This is a genomic window from Nonomuraea sp. NPDC050547, assembly GCF_044457345.1.
Classification (GTDB): Bacteria; Actinomycetota; Actinomycetes; order Streptosporangiales; family Streptosporangiaceae; genus Nonomuraea.
This window is the reverse complement of sequence record NZ_JBITGW010000024.1, coordinates 15,454-37,539: the sequence shown is the minus strand read 5'-3', so window position 1 is coordinate 37,539 and position 22,086 is coordinate 15,454. Positions and strand designations below refer to the sequence as shown.

The following is a 22,086-nucleotide window of genomic DNA, read 5'->3' as shown; positions in this document are numbered from 1 at the left end:
CGGTGCGGACAAGGTCGAGCCGTGATCAGGTGTTGATCTCCAGGACCCAGGCCGAGACGTGATCGGGGCCGTGGGTGTAGATCAGGCGGAAGGTGTCGGTGCGGAGCTCGAGCGCGTCCGGGATGCCGCCGTACGGCGTAGCGCCGAGCGGTTCGGGGTCCTCGATCAGATCGAGCAGGGTGTCCGCGATGACCGCACGCAGGCCGAGCGCGGCCCGACGCAGGATGTCGCGGACGGGAAGGTCGACGTGGAGGAGACGCTTCAAGAGCGCTCGCCGGGGGCGGGCAGGCCGAGGTCGGCGTACAGGGCGGCCCTGCTGTCGTAGGTCACCATCTCGCGCTCGCCGCGGCCGTGCGCGGCGATCGCCTCGGCGACGTGGCCGGCCTCCAGCTCACGGCGGGCGCGCAGCAGTTCCTCATAGTCGTCTTCGGAGATCAGGACGGCCCGCTCCGTCGTGGACCGGCGGATGGTGGTGGGCTGGTGGCCGTGCACGGCTCGCGCCACCAGCGTGCCGAGCTGACTTCGGGCTTCGGCGATGCCCATCGGGTCGGTGGTGGCCATGGTGATTCTCCTGCGGATTCCTCTGCCCGGGTGGCTCCTGCGGTTCCACCGTACGGCAAAGTGTCCATGCTGCACAGCTTGCTCAACATGTACAAGGTGAGTTCAGTCCCTGCCGACGGCGGCCGCCATCTGCAAGGTGCCGTCGCTCAGGTTGCGGGTCCTGAGCGGGCGGACGGGCGCGCCGCCTGAGGGCAGGAGGTTGAGCCGGACCTCGTCCACCAGCCCCTCTTCCACGAACGCGGCGTACGTCTCGGCGCCCCCCGCGAGGAGCGCCGTGTCATGCCCGAGGGCTTCGAGGTGGCGCAGCGCCTCGGCCGGGGAAGCGGCCACGTGCGCCCCCTCAAGGTCCTGCCGCTGCCTCGACAGCACGACGACGTCGACGCCGGCGAGCTCCGGCGGGAGCGCCATGAGGGAGAAGGTCCCCCGGCCCATGACGAGGTTGCCCGTCTCCCGGGCGGTGGTCAGGAAATCCATGAGGATGGCGGGCGGAATGCGGTGGCCGTCTTCGGCGCGGTGAAGACGGCCATCGGGGCTGATCGACGTGTAAAGGATCGTCCTCATGAGAGGGACCCTACTCTAGTTGGAGAGAACTTCCAACTATTTGGATCGACCGCCAGGCCAGCTCCGGCAGCACGGCCCGCGCCCAGGCGAGATCGCCCTCGCCGGTGGCCAGCATCCGCCGGCACGCGTCGTGGCTCGGCCCGAGCAGTACCGTCTGCAGCTGCTCCGGCGTCCACTCCGGCAGCTCCCCCGGCCCGGCGACCTGTGCCAGCCGCGCCATGACCGGCGCCAGCAACCGCTGTTTCGCGTCGGCGAGCTCCGCGGCACGATCCGCCGCCAGCTCCAGCGCCATGGCCTGATACATGAAACGGGCCTCCACCCGGTTCCCCTCCACCCACGCCAGGTGCGCGTTGACCAGGGCGCGAACCGCGTCGCGCGCGGTGGCCGAGGCGAGGACGTCCTTCTCCAGGTGAGCGCCGGCCCGTTCGAACGTCCGGATCAGCAGCGCCAGCGTCAGCTCGCCGAAACCGCCGAACAGGTGGTAGACGCTTGACGGGCTCGCCCCGGCGGCACGGCGGATGTCCTCGATCCCCGTGGCCAGCAGGCCCTGCCGGTCGAAGCACTGCAACGCGGCATCCAGAATCTCGTTGCGCCGCTGGATCCCGTCACGCCTGGCCGCCCTCATCCTGCCGAGATTACCCGGAGCGCCGGGGCTTCACGCTGGGTGCCCGCTCGCCACCACCGCCCGGACCGGCGCACGACCTTCCCGCGCACGAGATCCATCGGCCGAGCCGGCGCGGAGAACCCGCGGAACCAGGTCATCCGCCCTCCCTGATCCGCGCCACTCCGACGAGATCGTCCGGGGTCGCGTCGGGGACCCGGTCGTCGAACCGGGCGAGCACCTTGGTCCTGAGCGCTCCGGCCACCAGCACCGCGATGGACAAGCCGAAGATGACGTAGATCAGCGCGACGCCGCGGCCAGGACCGGTGCCGAGCACCGTGCCCACGGTGGACGCCAGCGCTCCCCCGGGCAGCATGAGCGGTTCGAGCGCCCGCTCCGCGAACGGCGTCAGCACGCCCACCCCGAGCGGGATCGTGGACCAGGCGACCATCTGGTTGAGGGCGAACACCCGGCCGTGGTAGCGCTGGGGCACCTTCACCTGGACGATGGTCGCGTACACGCCGTTGACCAGGGCCAGTCCGAGCGACACCCCGAACGCGCCGATGCCGATCAGCACGAGCGACCGGGTCAGGCCGACGATCACGCAGGACGCCGCGATCACCAGGGTGAGCAGCAGCATGCCGGTCATCCGCCTGCGCCGCGGGCCACCCCACAGGCTCATGCACAGGCCGCCGGCCGCCGCGCCCGCACCGCCGCACAGCGCCACCGTGCCGACCTCGGGCAGCCCGGCGAAGGAGAGGACGAGCGGCGAGTAGAGCATGAAGACCGGCGACAGCACGACCGCCAGCAGCGCGAAGAACGTCACCATCGCCCGGAAGTCCCGGTTGCCGATCGACAGCCGGAAACCGGCCTTGATCTCGGCGCCGACCGTCTCCCTGCGCCGGTGCGCGAGCGTGGCGGGGAAGCGCATCAGCACCAGGACGGTCGCCGCCACCAGGTATCCCACGATGTCGGCGATCAGGATGCCGCCCAGGCCGATCACCGACATCAGTCCCACGGCCATCAGCGGGGCGACGAACTGGGCCACACCCGCCGTCATCTGCGCCACGCCGTTGGCGTGGCCGAGGTAGCGCTTGGGCACGAGCTGGGGAATCGCCGAGGAGTACGCGACCCGCTGAAAGGCCAGCGCCACGGACAGAAGCGTGAGCAGCGGATACAGGGTCCAGGTGTCGAGCCCGTCGGTGAACAGCAGGATCGCGGCCGCCGACTGGATGGCGAGCCCGGCCAGGCTGGCCGCGAGCATCACCGCCCGCCTGCTCGACCGGTCGACGATGGCGCCGACCAGCGGTGCGGCCAGCACACCCGGGATCACGGCGAGCACGGTCATCAGCGCCATCTGGGCCAGTCGCCCCGTGGTGAGGTAGATCCAGATGGGGATGGCGAACTCGGTGATCGTCGCACCCGTGATCGTCGCCATCTGCCCGAGCGCCACGGCCAGGAACCGCCGCACGCTCGGCTCGGGCCCCGCGTCCGGGGCCCGCACGCCGCCGGAGACGGAGGCGGAGGCGGAGCTGGAGGAAACGCTCCACCCCGCGCCGCCGTCGCCGGGGGCGAGCGGCTCGCGGGACACGATCGCCGCCAGCTCATCCGCCCGATATTTCAGGAAATAGTGACCGGCTTCCTCGATCACCGCCAGCGTGGTGTTCCCGGTCAGGAAGTGCCACTCGCGGTAGCGCTCCTCGTAGTACTCCGTCGTCGGGTCCTGCTCGCCCACGATCGACACGATGGGCGCGCGCAGCCGCGACGGGACGTTCGCCTGCAGCAGGCCGGTGAAGTACTCCTCGGCCTGCCGTGCGTCGTGCCGCATGTTGCGCACGATGAACGCCCGCTGCTCCTCGTCGAGATCGCCCAGGTCGGCCCCCATCGAGGTCAGCCAGTTGAGCTGTTCGCGGTCGCTGCGCCACCGGCCGCCGCCGGTGACCTTGGCCCACAGGCCCAGCAGCCCGCGCGTCGGCCTGGCGAAAGGGAAGATCCCGCCCAGATACACGGTCTCGACCTGGCGACCGGCCCGCTCCAGCAGGAGAGCGATCTCCACGGTCAGCGCGCCACCGACCCCGCAGTGCCCGTACAGCGAAAGCGGCCCGTCCACCTTCTCCAGGATCTCCGCCGCGCACTCGGCCGCCACCTGCGCCAGCGGCCGGGGCTCCTCCTCCAGGCCCAGGTCATGGCCGGGCACGGCCACCGAGTACAGCGCCGTGCCACGCGGCAGGGCGCCGGCCAGAGGTTGGTAGACCACCGCGCTGCCCCCGCCGTACGGGACACAGACGAGGGTGCGCGTGGCGGGCCCGGGCGGGGTGAGCAGATAGAGCAGCCCGCGCCGCGCGGACGGCGCGGCGGCCACCCCGGCCAGCCTCCGCACGGTGGGGTGCTGGAACAGGTCCATCACGCTGACCGGCGCGCACTCCTCCGGCAGGTCGCGGCGGAGCCTGGCGATGACGCGGGTGGCCAGCAGGGAGTGCCCGCCCAGGTCGAAGAAGTCGTCGAGCGCGCCGACCCGGGACAGCTCGAGCACCTCGGCCATCGCCGCCGCGATCGTCTCCTCCACGGGTCCCGACGGCGGCTCGAAGGCCACGCCCTGTTCGGGGCGCTCGCCTTCCGGCTCGGGCAGCGCGGCCCGGTCGACCTTGCCGTGGGACTTCAGCGGCAGCCGGTCCAGCCAGACGTAGCGCGTGGGGATCATGTACTCGGGCAGCGCGGTCGCGAGCTCGCGGCGCAGCTCGCCGACCGGGACGGCCTGGCCGTCGGCCACCAGGTAGGCGACCAGTTCCTTGGATCCGGCCGCGCCGCGGGCGTCGGCCACCGCGTACGCCACGCCGGGCAGTTTCCGCAGCGCCTCGTCGATCTCGCCCAGTTCGACCCGGTAGCCGCGGATCTTCACCTGCAGATCGCGGCGGCCGAGGAACTCCAGGTCGCCGCTGGGCAGCCAGCGGGCCAGATCGCCGGTGCGGTAGAGGCGCTCGCCACGGACGGTCACGAACGCCTGGGCGGTCAGGTCGGGCCGGCCGAGGTACTCGCGGGCCAGCCGATCGCCGCCCACGCACAGCTCGCCGGCCACGCCGATCGGCGCCGGGCGCATGCCGGCGTCGAGCACGTACACGCGGGCGTGGCCCAGCGGGCGGCCGATGGGCGTGACCGGGCCGCGTACCTCGTCGTCGGGGGTGACGGTGTAGGTGGTGACGCCCACGGTGGTCTCGGTGGGGCCGTAATGGTTGACGATCTCGCACCGGCCCAGCGCCGCGAGTTCCTTGGTCTGCTGCCAGCTCGACCCCTCGCCGCCGAAGATGAGGGTACGGCGGGGCAGCAGCCGTTCCGGCGCCACTTCGGCGGCCAGCGCGCCGAAGTGGGAGGGCGTCATCTTGAGGTAGTCCAGCCCGTGGTCGGCGAACTCGGTGCCGGAGATCCGCGACGGGTAGAGCTCCACGGTCCCGCCGGTCATGAGCGCCAGGTAGAAGACCGTGATCCCGAAGTCGAACGAGAGCGACTGCAGCAGCCCGAACCGGGCCCCGTCCACGACGCCGAAGCGTTCGCGCACGTCGGACAGGTAGTTGAGGACCTGCTGGTGCTGGACGGCCACGCCCTTGGGCCGCCCGGTGGACCCGGAGGTGTAGATGACGTACGCCAGGTCGGCCGGTCCGGCCGGCGCCCCGACCGGCCCGGCGCCGGCCGCGGGAACGTCGAGCACCGGGCCGTCGAATCCGCCCACCCGGCGGTCGGACACCAGCGCCGCCGCGCCCGAGTCCGCCAGCAGGTACGCCAGCCGGTCGGCGGGCTGTTCGGGATCGACGGGCACGTAGGCGGCACCTGCCTTGAGCACGCCCAGCACGGCCACGGCCAGTTCAGGTGACTGCTCCAGGCAGATCGCCACCCGGTCCTGCCCGCCCACACCGCTGTCCCTGAGCATCATGGCGAGCCGGTTGGCCCGGCCGTCCAGCTCGGCGTAGGTCAGCGTGCGCTCGCCCTGGACGACGGCCGGGGCCGAAGGGCACGCGGCGGCGGTCGCCTCGACCATCCCGTGCAGCGTGCGCGCCGGCGGGGGCACCGGCTCGGCCCTGCTCCACGCGTCGAGCAGGGCGCGTTCCCCGGGCCCGGCGAGTTCGAGCTCCGACAGCCGTAACCCGGGATCGCCGGCCACCTGGCGCAGCAGGTTGACGAAGTGGCCGCAGAAGCGCTCGGCGGTGGCGTGGTCGAAGAGGTCGCTGCTGTAGACGAGGAAGAGCCGTAACCCGCCGGCGCCGGGCGACGCCTCCAGCGTCAGGTCGAACTTGGCGCGGGCGGTCCCGGGGTCGTAGGGCTCGGCCGTCACGCCGTCGAGTCCGAGCACGCCCGTCGTCTCGGCGCCCATCACGAGCTCGGCTTGGAACAGCGGTGTGCGGCTCAGGTCCCGGCGCACGTCCAGCGCCTCGACCAGCCGGTCGAAGGGCACGTCCGCGGCCATGAACGACTCCATCGCGGTGCCGCGCACCCGGCGCATGAGCTCGCGGAACGTGGGGTCGCCCGACAGATCGGTCCGCACCACCACGGTGTTGAGGAAGAAGCCGATCACCGGCTCCAGTTCCTCGCTGTCGCGGGTGGAGATCGGCGTGCCCACACACACATCGTGCTGGCCGCTGTAGCGGGACAGCTGCGCCTGGAAGGCGGCCATCAAGGTCATGAACAGCGTGCACCGCTCCCGCCTGGCCAGCAGCCCGATCCGCTCGCTCAGCCCGGCGGGCAGGGTGGTGACCACGCGGCCGCCCGCCGTGGTCTTGACCAGCGGGCGCGGCCGGTCCGCCGGCAGTTCCAGGTCCGGCGCTCCGGTGAGGCGGGCGACGAGAGCGGCGGGCGGCGTGGTGTCCTTCTCACGCTGCTCGCGCGCGTGGGCCGCGTACTGCGGGGCGGGCGGGCCCAGAGGCTCACCGTTGTAGCAGCGGCTGATCTCGCCCAGCAGGATGCCCAGCGACCAGCCGTCGGCGGCGATGTGGTGCAGCACGACGACCAGGATGTGCTCGCGCGCTCCGAGCCGGATCAGGCAGGCCCGGAGCGGCTGGTCCTCCACCAGGTCGAACGGCCGCCCGGTCCATTCGGTCACCAGGCGCGCGGCACGTTCCTCCACGCCGGCGCCCTCCAGGTCGGCCCTGGCCAGCGTTACGCGCGGGTGCGGGTCGACGATCGCGACGGGCCGTCCGTCCTCGTCGGCGTAGCGGGTGCGCAGCACCTCGTGCCTGGCCGCGACCGTGACGAGCGCGCGTTCGAGCGCGCCTGCGTCGACCGTCCCGTGCAGGCGTTCGGTGACGAACATGTTGTACGAGGCGCTGCCCGGGTCGAGCTGGCTCAGGAACCACAACCGCTCCTGCCCGGACGACAGCACCTGAGCACGGCCGGCGACCGCGTGGTCGGTGGTCATGGCGATACCTCCAAGACGCGTGAAGACATTGGATGTATAGCGGAAAAGGGGGCATCGACCGGCCGGCCTTCGGACGGGGAGCGGCCTTACTGGAAAGAATCTTTCCAATTAAACCCACGCCAGTTTCGCACGTCCGCTATTCCTGCCGCAAGTCGCCACAATCGCGGATCCCGGAGCCTCCGCAACCCCATAGCACCAGCACACGAGGGCGCAAGTTAACAAACTTTACTATTATGGAAGCCCTTACCTTGTGTCGATTTTCGGGTCAATACATCGGATCTCTTGAGGCGGAGACGCGTGGTAGTGCTGCCCCTACCCCCTGGGTACCGCCAGCATGATCGTCTCGGGGCGGCCCGCTCCCTACGCTCATGGCCAGAGCAAGGACAAGGGGGCAGAGATGGACGTGAACAACGCGCCGGTGGCCGTCGGCCTGAGCGGCGTACGCAAGATCTACGGGCACGGGGACAGCGGGGTGACCGCGCTCGACGGCGTCACCCTGGGCTTCCGCAAGGGGACGTTCACCGCGGTGATGGGACCGTCGGGCTCGGGCAAGAGCACGTTGCTGCACTGCGCGGCGGGGCTGGACCGGCCGACGGAAGGATCGGTCACCCTTGACGGCACCGACCTGACCACTCTGTCGGAACGTGCGCTGACCGGCCTGCGGCGCGAGCGGATCGGCTTCGTCTTCCAGGCGTTCAACCTTTTACCGGCGCTGAACGTGACGGAGAACATCACGCTGCCGCTGCGGCTCGCGGGCAGGAAGGCCGACGGGGCGCTGGTCGCCGAGGTGGTACGCCGGGTCGGGCTCGCGGACCGGGTGGGCCACCGGCCCGCCGAACTGTCCGGCGGTCAGCAGCAGCGGGTGGCGATCGCGCGGGCGCTGGTCACCAGGCCCGCGGTGATCTTCGCCGACGAGCCCACCGGCGCCCTCGACACCAGGACCGCGCGGGAAGTGCTTGACCTGCTGCGCTCGGCCGTCGACCACAGCGGCCAGAGCATCATCATGGTCACCCACGACCCCGTGGCGGCCTCGTACGCCGACCAGGTCGTGTTCCTGGCCGACGGCAGGCTCGCCGGCTCGCTGGCCCGGCCGACCGCCGACGCGGTGGCCGACCGGCTCACCCACCTCGGCGCGTGGGCCGCCGGGAACGCCGTGGCGGGGGGACGCTGATGTTCGGGATCGCTCTGCGCTCGCTGCGTCACCGCCGGGGCGCCTTCGTCGGAACGTTCGTCGCCATGTTCTTCGGCGCGGTCATCGTGTTCGCGACCGGGGCGCTGATGGAGACCGGGGTGCGTGCCAGGGCGCCGTTGCAGCGCCTGGCCGCCGCCGACATCCACGTCGTCGCCGGGAAGACCCTGGAGCTGCCGGGCGGCGGCGACGAGGCGGAGACGGCGCTCCTGCCCGAGCGGGTACGGGTCGAGCGCGAGCTCGCCGACCGGATCCGTGACCTGCCCGGGGTCGGCGCCGCCGTACCGGATGTCAGTGTTCCCGTCTCGCTGCGGGGCAGGCAGGTCAGCGGGCACGACTGGGCGACCAGCGTGCTCGCCCCGTCCACGCTCGCCGACGGCTCGGCGCCGACGCCGGGACAGGTCGTCCTCGGCAGCGGGTACGGCGTGCGGACGGGTGACTCGGTGGACCTCGTGGCCCGGGGGGAGGAGGGCCGGTACCGGGTCAGCGGCACGGTCGCCGGCGACGGCGTCTACTTCGCCACCGCCGACGTGACGCGGCTGTCGGGCACCGGCGGGGCCGACCTGATCGGCGTCGTCGCGGCCCCGGGCGCCGACGTCGCCGAGCTGTCGCGCCGGGTGGCGGAGGTGGTCAAGGGGACGGGCGCGGTCCTGCTGACCGGGAACGAGCGCGGCGTCTCGGAGTTTCCCGAGGTCGCCGCGGCGGGGACCATGCTGGTCATCCTCGCCGGCGTCACCGGCGGGCTCACCGTTCCCGTGGCGGTGTTCGTCATCGCCTCCACACTCGTGCTGTCCATTCAGCAGCGCGAGCGGGAGATGGCGCTCCTGCGCACGATCGGCACCACGCCGGGCCAGCTGCGCGCCATGGTGCTGGGCGAGTCGACGCTGCTGGCCGCGGTCGCGTCGGCGCTGGGGTGCCTGCCCGGCGTCCTGCTCGCGAAGTGGCTGCTGAGCCTGATGGCGGGCGCCGGCATGACGCCGCCGCAGCTGACCTACCAACAGGGCGTGCTGCCGGTCCTCGTCGCGGTCGGGGTCGGCCTGCTCAGCGCGGCCGGCGCGGCACTGATCGCCGCCCACCGGGCGGCCCGGATCCGGCCCACCCAGGCGCTGGCGGAGGCGGCGATCCAGCGGCGCTGGCTGACCCGGCCGCGGGCGATCCTGGCGTCGCTGACGTTCGCGGGCGGCATCGTGCTCATGGTCGCGACCGTGACCGTGTTCGAGGGGCCGGTCGCGGCGGCCACGGCCGGTCCGACCTCGATGGTGTGGGCGATCGGGCTCGCGCTCATCGCGCCGGGCGTGACCACGGTGTGCGTACGCCTGCTGCGCCGGCCGCTGGGGATGGTCTCCGGTGAGCCGGGCAGGCTGGCGATGATCAATGCCGGGGCGTACACGGTCAAGGTGGCCGCGGCCGCGACGCCGATCATGCTCGCCACCGGGATCGCCACCGCCAACATCTTCCTGCAGAGCACGATGACCGACGCGGCGCAGCGGGCGTACACCGAGAATCTGCGCGCGGACGCCGTGCTGACGGCGACGGCGGGCGGGATCTCCCCTGCCGTGGCCGAACGGGTCCGTGCGGTGCCCGGGGTGAGCGCGGTGTCCGAGGTCGTGTCGTCGTCGGTGTTCGTCATGGATCCGGCCGACGGATCCGACGAGGGCAGGCCGGTCCAGGGTGTCAGCGCGGACGGGGTGAGCCAGACGACGGGGTACACGGTGACCGGAGGATCGTTGTCCGCCCTCGCCGGCGACACCGTGGCGCTGCCGTCCCCGCTGGCGCGGCGCTGGGGCGTGGGCGTGGGTGACACGGTCAAGCTGCGGCTGGGCGACGGGTCCCCCCTGGCGGCGAAGGTGATCGCGACCGTCTCCGCCCGGCCGGGGTTCGAGACGCTGCTCATGCCGGTGCGCACGCTGGCCCCGCACACGTCCGCGGGGCTGCCGACGCAGCTCCTGGTGCGGTCCGCTGACACGGGGGCGCTGCGGGACTTCGCGGCCGGCCGTCACGACGTCGTCCTGGGCGACCGTACGGCACAGCTGCGCTCCTTCCATGACCAGGCGGCGCTCGGGGCGTGGGTGAACTACGCGCTGGTCGGGATGATCGCCGCGTACACCGTGATCGCGGTGGTGAACACCCAGGTCATGGCCACGCTCGCGCGGCGGCGTGAGTTCGGCCTGCAACGCCTGACCGGCTCGACCCGCGGGCAGGTGATGCGCATGGTCCTGGTCGAGGGCGCGCTGGTGGCGATCATCGGCGTCCTCCTGGGCGGAATCGCCGCCGCCACCACGCTGGTGCCGTTCAGCCTGGTGGTGAAGGGGACGCCGCTGCCGTCCGGCTCTCCCCTGACGTTCGTGTCGATCGTCGCGGCGGCGGCGGCGCTCGCCCTGGTGTCCATGCTGGTCCCCGCCTGGCGGAGCACGCGGCGCCCGCCCATCGAGGCGGTGGCGACCGAGTGAGGTGATCGCGGGCCTTGGGGATCTCGTCCAGCACCCGGCCGACGGGGAGGCCGGCCCGCTGGACGAGATCGCCGGAACCTACGTGCGCGGCGGGCGGGCGTCTTCAGCTTCCTGACGACCGTCCGTGTACTCCACGGCCGGCCGCCGCGCTGACCCGTCCGCGGGCGCCGCCTTCAGTCGCTGAACAGCTCGTCCCCGACGCGGTCGCGGCAGACCTCGACCGAGTACGCCATCACCCAGCCCGCGTACGCGTCGCGCAGGATGCGCTGGATGGGCGAGGTGCTGAGGAAGCCGGAGCCGCCGCCCGCCTTGAGGGCGAGCTGGGCGGCGTCGATGGCGACCTGGTTGCTCAGCACCTTGGCCCGCAGGGTGGCGGAGTTGAACCCGGGGTCGTTCTGGTCGGCCAGCCACGCCATGTGCCGCGCGTACATGCCGGCGGCCTCCAGCTGGCTGTGGACCGTGGCCAGGTCGAACCGCAGCCACTGCATCGCCGACAGCGGCTCGCCGGTCGTGGGGATCGTGCGTCCGCGGGCGTGCGCGACCAGCGCCACGACCGCCGCGTCGGCGATCCCCAGCGACAGGAACGCGATCCCGGACCCGATGTGGTTCGGCCGCGGCCCCGGCGGCGGCGGGCAGCGGCGGTCCTCGCGCAGCAGGGTGCCGGAGAACTCGACCAGGCGGCTGCCGTTGGCCCGCATGCCCAGGGTGTCGCCGATCGGCAGGTAGCGGATCGACTCGCCCGCCTCCACCCCGAAGAACGCCGGCACCCCGTCGACCAGCACGTTGACGAGGAAATGGTCGGCGATCTCGCACCCGGAGGTGAACCGCTTGGATCCCGACAGCCGGAACCCGCCGGGAGCGGGCTGGGCGTGCTGCTGCGGCAGCAGGAACAGGTTGCCGCCCGTCGGCTCCGACAGCGCGTTGGCGAAGCGCCGCCCGGCGATCAGCTCGTCGGCGTAGAAGCGCCCCGCCTCCGGCGCCGACATCTCCGCGAGTCCCACGCCCGCCCCGATGTGCATCACCCAGATACAGGCGGTGGCCGGGCAGGCCGCGCCGAGCAGCCGCACGATCTCGCCGTAGCTCCGGTAGCTCAGCCCCTGCCCGCCGAGGCGCTCGGGCAGCAGCGCCGCGTCGAGGCCGGCGGCGTGCAGCATCTCCAGGTTCTCGCGCGGGACCGATGTGCTCTCGTCGTAGGCGGCCGCGGTCCTGGCGAACTCCTGGGCGAGCTCGGCCGCGGTCCGCACCCAGTGCTGCTCCTCCGGCGGCGAGCCCAGCGGATGCGCTTCCCTCTTCTGATCCGGCATGACGTGATCTTAGGCAGACGGCGGTGGGCACATCGACAGCGCTCGTCCCCGGAATCCCGGCCCCTGTCCGAAAGCGCGACCACATCGTCGCGGGCAGGGTGTCAGGCACGATGGTTCACCTGCGTCTCCGGCCACGCACCCCTGATCGGCTTGGAAGAACTGCCCTGTCAATACCTCTCAGGTCAGATCCTGTCTGGACCTGACGCGGACGCGGCGGGCGGGCCTCGGCCGCGATCGTTGGCGTCATGCGACTTCAACGAATGCAGATCTCGGCGCTGATCGTTCTCGCGCTCGTCGCGGCACTCGCGCTCGTGCCGTTCCCCACGCTCCCCTACACCACGGGCTTCGCGCCGCACTGGGTGACCTTCCTGGCCGCCGTGGTGGGCGCGGTCTTCGTGATACGACCGCACCCGGCGGGGCTGCTGCCCGCCGTACTGCTGCTGTGGTCGGCGGGCGGCGTCGTGCTCGACGGCTTTCGCGCGTTCTTCGCCGTCACGGGGATCCCGGCGGGAGACTTCGCGCGTGTCGACTGGCCCGGGATGGCGTCGCGCGGGCTCAGCCTGACGGGTTGCGCGCTGCTGGGTGCGGTGCTGCTGCCCCGCCTCAGGGTTCCGGGCGGGGCGTGGCTGGGCTACAGCGCGTTCGCGATCGGGTTCGTCTATCCCATGGCCAAGCTGTACTGGTCCTTGGGCGGCTCGCTGCTCCGTCCCGTGGGCTATGACGAGGGCTTCCCGGCCGGCGAGCTGGTCATGCTGCTCATCGGGGCGGTGGGGTCGCTGGCCCTCGTTCAGGGGTGGGGGCGGCGGCTGCCGCGGCGGCTGGTGCTGACGGGCGGCTGGGCGGGCGCTGCTATGTTGACCACCATGGGGGCCATGTCCGTTTTCGGTACGTTGTCGCAGATGCTCGGCCTCACCGAAGGGCCCGTGCCCCTGTCCGACCCCGCGGCGGTGGTGACGGTCGGGCTCGTGTACGGAAGCTGGCTGCTGTTCGGGCTGGCGGTCGGCGCGGCCACGCTGTCCTACCAGCGGGCGACGCCGCGGTGATGCCGCGGCGCGCGGACCTGGCCCTGGCGTTCGTCGTCGGCGTGCCGCTGTTGTCGCTGTCGGCGGTGGTGGCGGTGCTGTCGGTGCCGGGTGTACGCGCGGCCCTGCTGGTGGGCGCCTGCCTGGTGGCGCACGCCGCCCTCGCCTACCGGCGGGAGGTCTGGGCGTTCTTCGTGGTCGCGGCCGCCTTCGCCGTCCAGGTGGCCGTGACCGGGTTGTTCCTCGTACTGCCGTCCGTGGCCGTCTTCCCGATCGCGATCCATTCCTGCACCGCGTACGGCAGGCGTTTCCCGCCCCTGGCCGCGGGACTCGCCGGAGCCGGGGTGGCCACCTACCGCTTCGCCCACGACCCGTCGGTCACCGCCGCCCACCTGGGTCCCGATCCGTGGCTCCTGCTCGGCCTGCTGGCCTCGACGGTGACGGCGGCCTGGGGCTTCGGCCTGTACCGGCGGACCCAGCTCGCCTACGTCGCGCTGCTGGAGGAGCAGGCCGAGGCGTCCGCCGCACGGGCGACACTGGCCGAGCGGGCGAGGATCGCCCGCGAGATGCACGACGTGATCGCGCACGCCCTGGCCGTGATCGTCGCCCAGGCCAGAGGCGGCCGGTTCGCGCCCGACCGGGCCGCGGACGTGCTGGCCACCGTGGAGGAGACCGGCCGCCGGGCCTTGACGGAGATGCGCGGCCTGGTCGGCGTGCTCCGCACCGGCACCGCCCCGCTGGACCCCTCCCCCGGGCTGGCCGCCCTGCCCGCCCTGCTGTCCGCGTCGAGCGCGGCCGGCCCCGTCGAGACGGGTACGGCCGGCCCCATCGGCCCGGCCGCCGAGCTCGCCGCCTACCGGGTGGTCCAGGAGGCGCTCACCAACACGCTCAAGCACGCGGGCCCCGCCGCGACGGCCGCCGTGCGCCTGGACTGGACGCCTGACGCCCTGGTCGTCACCGTCACCGACGACGGCACGAGCCGCGGGGCGGCGGACGGCCGGGGGAACGGCCTGGCGGGGATGCGCGAGAGAGTGGCGGCCGTCGGCGGCACGCTGGTGGCGGGGCCGGGCGCAGAAGGCGGGTTCGCGGTGGTGGCCCGCCTGCCGTACCAGAAGGAGAGCTTGTGATCCGGGTGTTCGTCGTGGACGACCAGGACCTCGTCAGGACGGGGACGGTCATGGTGCTTCAGGCGCAACCGGACATGGACGTCGTGGGCGAGGCCCGCGACGGCGCCGACGCGCTGGCCCGGCTGCGCACCGTGCGGGCCGACGTCGTGCTCATGGACGTGCGCATGCCTCGCCTGGACGGCGTGGCCGCCACCCGCGAACTGCTCGCAGGCGCTCCGGAGGCGCCGAAGGTGATCGTGCTCACCACGTTCGATCTGGACGAGTACGCCTTCGCCGCGCTGCGCGCCGGGGCCTCCGGTTTCCTGCTCAAGGACGCGCCGGCCGAGGAGATGCTGGCGGCGGTGCGCACCGTGCACGAGGGCGACGCGGTCATCGCGCCCTCCACCACCCGTCGCCTGCTCGACCACGTGGCTCCCCACCTCCCCGCTCCGGGACCCGACCCGCTGACCGACCGCGAACGCGAGGTCCTGCGCCACATCGCCAGGGGCCGGACGAACGCGGAGATCGCGGGCCTGCTGTTCCTGTCGGAGGGCACGGTGAAGACGCATGTGGGCCGCATCCTGGCCAAGCTGGAGCTGCGCGACCGCGTCCAGGCCGTCATCTGGGCCTACGAACACGGCCTGACCCGCCCACGCTGACGGCCGTCCGGGTATCCACGCGCGGTCGGCCGCACGCTTCCCCAGCTCCCGCTGCCGGGCGGACGTCCTCGTGCAATGAGATGCCGGTGAACGCACTACGCAGGGGCCGGGCGGTCAGCGGGCCCCGTCCGGATGCCGTCCAGCAAGGTGGACAGCACCAGCCCGGGGGCGTCGCGGGGCGCGAGCCTGCCGAGTTCGATCGACTCCCATGCGCCGTAAACGGCGCCGTTCAGCGACGAGACGATCCACCAGGCGGCCAGGCCGGAGCGGAGCACCCGCGCCTGCTGACCGCGTTTCACCAGGTCGATGACGAGATCGTCGAGCGTGTCGAAGCGGGCGTGGAGGGCATGCTCCTCGTCGAGGCCGCGTTCGCGATGGATGAACTCCAGTTGCGGGCCGAGCGGGATCAGGGCCGTGAGCAACCGGCGCAGCGCGGCCTCCGCCTCCTCGCCCGGCACCGACAGGCCGGCGTTCGCGTAGGCGCGTTCGACCCGGTCGACGGCTTCGGTGGCGACCGCGACGAGCAGCGCCTGCCTGGTCGGGTAGAGGCGGTGCAGGGTCGTCCGGCTCACCCCCGCCGCGGCCGCCACCTCGGCCAGCGACGCCGTGGGGCTGGCCAGCAACGCCTGTGTGGCGATCTCTACGAGCGTTCCCGGCGATCCGCGCATGGCCAGCGAGCTTAGCAGCACTGCTCGGATTGAAACGTTGTTGTTTCAAATGGAGCGCGTGAGTACCATGCGCGGCATGGCAAACTCCCTCCCACGCCGTACCCTGCTCACCGCCCCGATCGGGCTGCTCGGCGCGGGCTGCGCCCCTGACCACGAGAAGCGCTCCGATCGGCTGATCGTGGGTGGCCGGGTGTACACGGTGGACCCGCGGCGTCCGTGGGCGGAGGCGGTGGCGATCTCAGGCGACCGGATCCAGGCCGTCGGCTCCCGCGCCGAACTCGACCCCCTGGTGGGTCCGCGCACCGAGGTCATCGACGCCGCGGGCGGGCTGGTGCTGCCCGGGTTCCACGACGTGCACTGCCATCCCATCGAGGGCCTGTCCGGGCAGACGGAGGACGACTGCCTGCTCGACTTCGACGCCGACGCGCGTCGGCTCGTCCAGCAGGTACGCGCCTGCGCCGGGCACGGGCGGCACGGCTGGGTCACCGGCCACGGCTTCGACATCACCCGGCTGCACCCCTCCGCGCGAGCTCCCCGCGACCTGCTGGACGCCGCCGTCCCCGACCGGCCGGCGCTGCTGTACGACCAGAACGGGCACGCGGCCTGGCTCAACAGCCGGGCCCTGAAAGCGCTCGGCATCGACCGCGACACCCCCGAGGTCGCCGGCGGCCTCATCCTGCGCGAGCCCGGCGGCGAGCCGAACGGCCTGCTGCTGGACAACGCCATGATGGTCTACTCCAGCGAGCTGGTGCGGTCACTCCCCGCCGACGAGTACCCGGTGCTCCTGGACAGCCAGCGCAAGCTGGCCGAGGCCGGCATCACCTCGGTCGCCGACGCCCGCGTCACCTGGCGGGGCCGACACCATCAGCTCAAGCTGTGGCAACGGGCGGAACGCGAGGGCAGGCTCGCCGCGCGCACCACGCTCGGACTGTGGGCCTACCCGGAGCTGGAGGACGATCTCCAGCTCCCCGCCCTGACCAGCGCCTTCCACCACGACCCGGGCGGCATGCTCAGCACCGGCGAGGTCAAGATCTGCGCCGACGGCATCACGAGCAATCTCACCGCCGCCCTGCTGGAGCCGTACCTGATCGACACCCCCGTGCCCGGCGACCGCGGCCTGAACTACTTCGACGGCGACCGGCTGGCCCGCTACGTGACGAGGCTGGAGCGGACGGGCTTCACCGTGCACATCCACGCGATCGGCGACCGCGGCATCCGCGAGGCGCTCGACGCCGTCGAGACCGCCCGCCGGGCGAACGGCGACCTTCGGGCCCGCCATCGGATCACCCACATCGAATACCCCCACCCCGACGACCTGCCGCGCTTCGCCCGGCTCGGCGTCGTCGCCGACTTCCAGACCTCGGCCCCCGGCATCGACGTGCCCGCCTACCGCCGCGGCGACGAGCCGGTCCTCGGCCCCGAGCGGACGAGCCGCCTCCAGCCCATCCGCGCCCTCATGGACAGCGGCGCCACCGTCACGCTGAGCAGCGACTTCAACGTCGGCGCGCTCTCCCCGCTGCCCAACATCGCCGCGTCTTTGCGCATCGGCCCGCACGCCGTGCCGAGCCTCGCGCACGCCATCCGCGCCTACACCGCCGACGCCGCCTACGCCCTGCGCCAAGAGCGGCACACCGGCTCCATCGAGCCGGGCAAGCTCGCCGACCTCGTCATCCTCGACCGCGACCTCTTCGCCCGTCCGATCGAGGAGATCCAGCAGGCCACCGTTCGCCACACCCTGCTCGGCGGCCGTCACACCTACGGACCGGCCGGCGACTGACCGGTCAGCGGAACAGGCCGGCGTTCTCGCCGGCCCAGTCGTCGTAGGTGCGTGGCGGGCGGCCGATGATGTCGCGGACCGAGGGCCGCTGGTCGAGGGTCCACTGGGTCAGTTCGGCCAGTCGCGTGCCGTACTCCTCAAGGGCGTACAGCGTCACGTCGATTCCGCTGTCGGGCCAGCCGTCGCGGCGCCAGGCGTCACGGCCCTCCTCGGGGGTGACCTCGACGGCGTCGACGGCGTGACCGATGGCCTTGGCGATGCCGTCCACCCGTGAGCGGGTGCTGATTGGCACGCCGACCGCTTCGACGATCGTTCCCACGTGGTCGCCGGTGCGCAGTGCCGCCAGGGCGACGGCGGCGAGATCGTCTTCGTGGATGAACGGGTAGTGGCCCTCGTCCAGAAAGGGCTCACGCACGACGTGGCCGGCGCGGATGGTTCGCGGCCAGTCCGATCCGGTGGCCGGGTAGGTGCCCTCGATCATGGCGCCCATCACGGCCGAGGGACGGATGTGCGTCCACTCCATTTTCGAGCGCTCGACGGCCTTTTCGATGGCCAGCCAGAACCACGTCTCGGGGGGATAGTCGGCTTCGTACTCGGGCCCGTGTGAGGACAGCACCGCGATACGGCCGACGCCGGCGGCGAGCGCCAGGTCCAGCGCGTCGTGCACGGTCGAGGGGTTGGCGCCGGCGAGGAACACGCCGTCGACGCCGTCGAAGGCGGCGGCGTGTTCGCGCGGCCGGGTGATGGAGCCCTCGACCACCTCGGCCCCGGCGGGCCAGCCGTCCAGCAGGCCGGTCTCCGCGAGCACCCGTACCCGAACGCCCGTGGCGAGCAGCTGACGCGCCAGGTTCCTGCCGACGATCCCGGTCGGGCTGCTGCCCGCTTCCTTGCGCGCGGCGACCACGGTCAGCAGCACCCGCGTGACTTCACCCATCACAAAATCTCCCTGTCGGCTCGACGGAGATCTTGCGCCATCCCGGGGACGTCGAAGCGCCCGGGGAAGGGTGCGGATCCACCTGCAAACTATCACCATCGATGCCTTGGTCGTCAATCACCTTGAGTAGGGCATACCGCGTATGCATACTAGGTACTCATGCCAGTCAGACACGGGCTGCTCGCGCTCCTCGGCAGGGGGCCGCGGCACGGCTACCAGCTGCGGGTCGAGTTCGAGGCGTCCACAGGGGCGACCTGGCCGCTCAACATCGGCCAGGTCTACACGACGCTGTCCCGCCTGGAGCGCGACGGCCTGGTCGAGGCGGGCGAGGCGGACGCGCAGGGCCGGGTCGTCTACACGATCACCGCGGCCGGGCAGGAGGAGGTGGCGCTCTGGTTCAGCACCCCCGTCATCCCGTCCGACCGGCCGCGGGACGAGCTGGTCATCAAGCTGGCCGTGGCCGTCGCGGCCAGGCAGGTGGACGTAGCCGAGGTCATCCACACGCAGCGGACGGCGACCATGCGCACTCTTCAGCGGCTCACCAGGGCCAAGCGCGCCGCCACGGGAGGCGCGGCCCAGCGGCTCGTGCTCGATTCCATGATCTTCCAGGCCGAGGCCGAGCAACGGTGGCTGGACCACTGCGAGGCCGTTCTCGAGGAGGAAAGATGACGTTGGTACGGCTGGCCGAGGTGGCCAGGGTCCACGGCGAAGGGGCGACAGCCGTACACGCGCTGAAGGGTGTGAGCCTCGCGGTCGACGAGGGGGAGCTCGTCGCGGTCATGGGCCCGTCCGGGTCCGGCAAGTCGACCCTGCTCAACCTCGCGGGCGCGCTGGATCGGCCCTCCTCGGGGACGGTGTACCTCGGCGAGCAGGACCTGGCCGCCGTGCGCGACCTGGCGGCACTGCGGCGCCGTCGCGTCGGCTACGTCTTCCAGGACCTCAACCTGATCACGTCGCTGACAGCGGCAGAGAACGTGATGCTGCCGCGCGAGCTCGACGGCGTGCGTCCGGGCCCGGCCAGGAAGGAGGCCATGGCGGTCCTGGCCGAGATCGGCGCGGAGGACGTGGCGGACCGCTTCCCGGAGGAACTGTCCGGCGGCCAGCGCCAGCGCGTCGCGATCGCCCGCGCGCTGGTGGGCGAGCGGCGATTGCTGCTGGCCGACGAACCGACCGGCGCGCTCGACACGCCCACCGGCGACGAGATCATGCGGCTCTTACGGGGCCGCTGCGACGCGGGCGCTGCGGTCCTGCTGGTCACCCATGAGCCGCGCTACGCCGCCTGGGCCGATCGGGTGGTGTTCCTGCGCGACGGGATGATCACCGACGACACGTCGCTGGTGAGCGCCCGATGAGCGCCGGACTGGTCGCGCTGCGCCTCGCCCGCCGGAACGTCCGGCGTTCCCGGGGCCGGAGCGCGCTCATCATGACGATGATCGGCCTGCCCGTCCTGGTGATCGCGGCGGTGCTCACCCTCGTCCAGACCATGGAGGTCGATCCGCGCGAGGGGCTGGTGGCCGAGCTCGGCACGGCCGACGCCCGCCTCGTCCAGGCGCCGAAGGGCACGGTGCTGCGGCAGCAGCCCGGCGGGGCGAGCTGGCATCCGGGAGGCGGCGACGCGGCCGCGGCCGGGTCCGCCGAGGTTGCGGCCCTGCTCGGGCCGGGCACCCGGTTGATCCCGTTCAACGCGGCCGTGCTCCGGCTGGGCACCGAACGGGTCGACGCGCTGGAGACCGACCTGCGCGACCCCCTCACCAGCGGGATGATGACCCTGAACGAGGGCAGGCTGCCCGCGGCCGCCCACGAGGTCGTGGTGACACCCGCGCTCGGCCTGCGCCCCGGCGCCCTCCTGCGGCCACCCGGCGCGGCGCCCCTGACGGTGGTGGGCGTGGCCGAGCACCCGCACCGGCCCACGCTTCGCAAGGTCGTGGGCCCGGATCTTCCGCTGGCGTCCATGGATGAACTGTGGTCTCCCCACGAGTACGGCTCCGGCTGGCTCGCCGGCACCGCGAAGCCCGTGACATGGGCCGGCGTGCCCGCGCTGAACAAGGCCGGCCTGTACGTCACCTCCCCCGCCATCATCCCCGGCCCCAGGCCCTTCCTCCTCGGCGTCGAGTACACGGTCGGGCTCGGCGCCATGGTGATCATGGTGGTGCTGGAGACCGTGCTGCTGGCCGGGCCCGCCTTCGCGGTCGGGCTCAGGAGGCGGCGGCGGGAACTGGCCGAGATCGCGGCCCAAGGCGGCTCGGCCCGGCACCTGCGGACGATCGTGCTGGCCGACGGACTGGTCCTCGGCGGCGCGGCCACCATCGTGGCCGGCCCGCTGGGCATCGGTGCCGGAGTGCTGGGCGCCCAGGTCGCGGCACGCTGGGGAGGGCAGGTCGGCCCGGCCGACGTGCCGTGGACGCCCGTGCTGGGTGTCGCCGCGCTGGGCCTGCTCGCCGGGATCGTGGCGGCGCTGGTGCCGGCCGTACAGGCGGCTCGGCAGGACACCGTGGGCGTGCTGGCCGGGCGCGCGCCCGCGGTGGCCGATCGGCGCGGATGGCCCCTGCTGGGGGTCGTGCTGGTGCTGGTCGGGCTGGGGGCGACCGTGGTGGCGCGCCGCCAGCCGGGCACGGTGTGGGTGTGGGCCGCCGCGGTGCTGGTCATGATCGGCCTGGTGGTGCTGACTCCCTGGCTGGTGCGCTTCACGGGCCGGGTGGCCCCCCGGTTGCGGCTTCCGCTGCGGATGTCCGTCCGCGACGCGGTCCGCCACCGATCCCGTACGGCGAGCGCCGTGGCGGCCGTCATGGCGGTCACGGCCACGGTCGTCGCCATGGGCATCGGCGCGCAGAGCGCGTTCATGGACCGGCGCAACGCCTACACCTCGGCGCGTCCGACCGGCACGCTGGCGATCTGGGGCGGCACCATGGCCGACGGGACCTGGAGCAGGCTTCGCGCGGAAGCGGTCAGGCAGCTGCCGGGCGTGCCGCTGACCGCCGGCTATCAGGCGAACGACGCCCAGGGCCGCCGCTACGCGTTGCGGTACACGGTGCGATGGAACGGCATACGCACCCGTCGCACCGCGGCCATCGGCGACCAGGCCCTGCTCAGGCTCCTGCAAGGCCGCCACGATCCGCAGGCGGCCGCGGCGCTGGCGAGCGGCAAGGCCGTGGTGTTCGACGCGGCGGCGGTGCGTGATGGCAAGCTGGTGCTACGGGCAGGTTCCACGTCCGGCCCGCCGCGCAAGCTCGAGGTGCCGGCGGTGGTGGCCACACCCGCCGCCGAGCACCAGGGCGGGGCTCTGCTGCCGCGTACGCTGGTCGAGCAGGCCGGTTTCTCCACGGTGGAGCGCCAGCTCTACGCCATGTACCGGCCGTCGGCCGACTCCACGCTGGGGCGCGATCTCGCCAAGGTGACCCCCCGGGTGTCGGTCGCCTCCGAGGACGGTTTCAGCCATGTGCCCTCCCCCGGCTTGTGGGGCTGGCTCGCGGGAGCGCTGGTCCTCGTCGTCGGTGGCACGCTGGCCGCCACCCGCCTGGCGGCCGCCGACATGCGGCCCGAGCGCTCGACGATGATGGCCATCGGCGCGCCGCCCGGGACGTTGCGGATCGTCGTGGCCGGCCAGGCCCTCTACATCTCCGGGCTCGGCGCGCTGGTGGGGCTGGGCGCGGGAACGGTGACGGGTGTGGCGCTGAGCCGGCCGATGACGACGTACGGCGCCGGAGATCCCGCCACGATCGCCCTGCCGTGGCCGTTCTTGATCGCCGTGGTGGTGGGGCTGCCCGTCCTGGCGACGACGGCGGCGCTGATCACCCGGACCAGACTGCCCCTCGCCCCCCGGCCCCTCTGACCCGGTCATCCGGTGACGGCC

Annotated in this window: 17 protein-coding genes; 9 read left to right on the top strand and 8 right to left on the bottom strand. The window is 72.7% G+C overall.

All coding sequences use genetic code 11. The features are described 5' to 3' along the window. Window positions 1–25: 25 nt before the first annotated feature. The 5 genes from ACIBHY_RS45515 to ACIBHY_RS45495 form a co-directional block, all read right to left on the bottom strand. Window positions 26–265 carry a hypothetical protein gene (locus ACIBHY_RS45515; RefSeq protein ID WP_397253188.1) on the bottom strand — a complete coding sequence of 80 codons (240 nt, stop codon included), beginning with the start codon at window positions 263–265 and terminating at the stop codon, window positions 26–28. Further along, the gene (locus tag ACIBHY_RS45510; RefSeq protein WP_397253190.1) at window positions 262–561 is read right to left on the bottom strand and encodes a type II toxin-antitoxin system Phd/YefM family antitoxin; all 300 of its coding nucleotides are present in this window, start codon (window positions 559–561) and stop codon (window positions 262–264) included. The genes ACIBHY_RS45515 and ACIBHY_RS45510 overlap by 4 nt, the downstream gene beginning before the upstream one ends. Before the next feature lie 102 nt (window positions 562–663). Further along, the gene (locus ACIBHY_RS45505; protein ID WP_397253192.1) at window positions 664–1,122 is read right to left on the bottom strand and encodes a dihydrofolate reductase family protein; all 459 of its coding nucleotides are present in this window, start codon (window positions 1,120–1,122) and stop codon (window positions 664–666) included. 10 nt (window positions 1,123–1,132) lie between these two features. Further along, the gene (locus ACIBHY_RS45500; protein WP_397253194.1) at window positions 1,133–1,747 is read right to left on the bottom strand and encodes a TetR/AcrR family transcriptional regulator; all 615 of its coding nucleotides are present in this window, start codon (window positions 1,745–1,747) and stop codon (window positions 1,133–1,135) included. Between the two features lie 133 nt (window positions 1,748–1,880). Beyond that, a complete protein-coding gene (locus tag ACIBHY_RS45495) occupies window positions 1,881–7,127 on the bottom strand; it encodes an amino acid adenylation domain-containing protein (protein ID WP_397309981.1) in 5,247 nt (1,748 codons plus the stop codon). Window positions 7,128–7,524: 397 nt separating this feature from the next. On the opposite strand from ACIBHY_RS45495, the gene ACIBHY_RS45490 reads away from it, so the two are divergent. Then, window positions 7,525–8,298, top strand: coding sequence for an ABC transporter ATP-binding protein (locus ACIBHY_RS45490; protein ID WP_397253198.1), 774 nt, complete (start codon window positions 7,525–7,527; stop codon window positions 8,296–8,298). After that, window positions 8,298–10,766 carry an FtsX-like permease family protein gene (locus ACIBHY_RS45485; protein WP_397309980.1) on the top strand — a complete coding sequence of 823 codons (2,469 nt, stop codon included), beginning with the start codon at window positions 8,298–8,300 and terminating at the stop codon, window positions 10,764–10,766. The genes ACIBHY_RS45490 and ACIBHY_RS45485 overlap by 1 nt, the downstream gene beginning before the upstream one ends. Window positions 10,767–10,939: 173 nt before the next feature. On the opposite strand, the gene ACIBHY_RS45480 is transcribed toward ACIBHY_RS45485, so the two are convergent. Then, entirely contained in the window at window positions 10,940–12,070 is a 1,131-nt protein-coding gene (locus ACIBHY_RS45480) for an acyl-CoA dehydrogenase family protein (protein WP_397309979.1), read from the bottom strand. A gap of 245 nt (window positions 12,071–12,315) precedes the next feature. Between ACIBHY_RS45480 and ACIBHY_RS45475 the strand changes: the two genes are divergently transcribed. The 3 genes from ACIBHY_RS45475 to ACIBHY_RS45465 are packed head-to-tail and all read left to right on the top strand — an operon-like array spanning window position 12,316 to window position 14,857. After that, on the top strand, window positions 12,316–13,113 hold the full coding sequence (locus ACIBHY_RS45475) for a hypothetical protein (protein WP_397309978.1): 798 nt from the start codon (window positions 12,316–12,318) through the stop codon (window positions 13,111–13,113). Continuing rightward, entirely contained in the window at window positions 13,113–14,219 is a 1,107-nt protein-coding gene (locus tag ACIBHY_RS45470; RefSeq protein WP_397253206.1) for a sensor histidine kinase, read from the top strand. Before ACIBHY_RS45475 ends, ACIBHY_RS45470 begins: the two co-directional genes overlap by 1 nt. Next, a complete protein-coding gene (locus tag ACIBHY_RS45465) occupies window positions 14,216–14,857 on the top strand; it encodes a response regulator (protein ID WP_397253208.1) in 642 nt (213 codons plus the stop codon). Before ACIBHY_RS45470 ends, ACIBHY_RS45465 begins: the two co-directional genes overlap by 4 nt. Before the next feature lie 95 nt (window positions 14,858–14,952). On the opposite strand, the gene ACIBHY_RS45460 is transcribed toward ACIBHY_RS45465, so the two are convergent. Beyond that, window positions 14,953–15,546 (bottom strand): TetR/AcrR family transcriptional regulator, encoded by a 594-nt coding sequence (locus ACIBHY_RS45460; protein WP_397309977.1) that lies wholly within the window; start codon window positions 15,544–15,546, stop codon window positions 14,953–14,955. Window positions 15,547–15,601: 55 nt separating this feature from the next. Here ACIBHY_RS45460 and ACIBHY_RS45455 point away from each other — a divergent pair, with 55 nt between their 5' ends. After that, window positions 15,602–17,302, top strand: a complete 1,701-nt coding sequence (locus ACIBHY_RS45455) for an amidohydrolase (protein ID WP_397253211.1) — start codon at window positions 15,602–15,604, stop codon at window positions 17,300–17,302. Between the two features lie 4 nt (window positions 17,303–17,306). Here the strand turns inward: ACIBHY_RS45455 and ACIBHY_RS45450 are convergent, their stop codons facing one another. Further along, the gene (locus ACIBHY_RS45450) at window positions 17,307–18,236 is read right to left on the bottom strand and encodes an SDR family oxidoreductase (protein WP_397253213.1); all 930 of its coding nucleotides are present in this window, start codon (window positions 18,234–18,236) and stop codon (window positions 17,307–17,309) included. 159 nt (window positions 18,237–18,395) lie between these two features. Here ACIBHY_RS45450 and ACIBHY_RS45445 point away from each other — a divergent pair, with 159 nt between their 5' ends. Genes ACIBHY_RS45445 through ACIBHY_RS45435 form a run of 3 tightly spaced genes read left to right on the top strand, consistent with a single transcriptional unit; the run spans window position 18,396 to window position 22,065 of the window. After that, the gene (locus ACIBHY_RS45445; RefSeq protein ID WP_397253215.1) at window positions 18,396–18,905 is read left to right on the top strand and encodes a PadR family transcriptional regulator; all 510 of its coding nucleotides are present in this window, start codon (window positions 18,396–18,398) and stop codon (window positions 18,903–18,905) included. Next, a complete protein-coding gene (locus ACIBHY_RS45440) occupies window positions 18,902–19,588 on the top strand; it encodes an ABC transporter ATP-binding protein (protein WP_397253217.1) in 687 nt (228 codons plus the stop codon). The genes ACIBHY_RS45445 and ACIBHY_RS45440 overlap by 4 nt, the downstream gene beginning before the upstream one ends. After that, a complete protein-coding gene (locus ACIBHY_RS45435; protein ID WP_397309976.1) occupies window positions 19,585–22,065 on the top strand; it encodes an FtsX-like permease family protein in 2,481 nt (826 codons plus the stop codon). Before ACIBHY_RS45440 ends, ACIBHY_RS45435 begins: the two co-directional genes overlap by 4 nt. The last annotated feature ends 21 nt before the right edge of the window (window positions 22,066–22,086 follow it).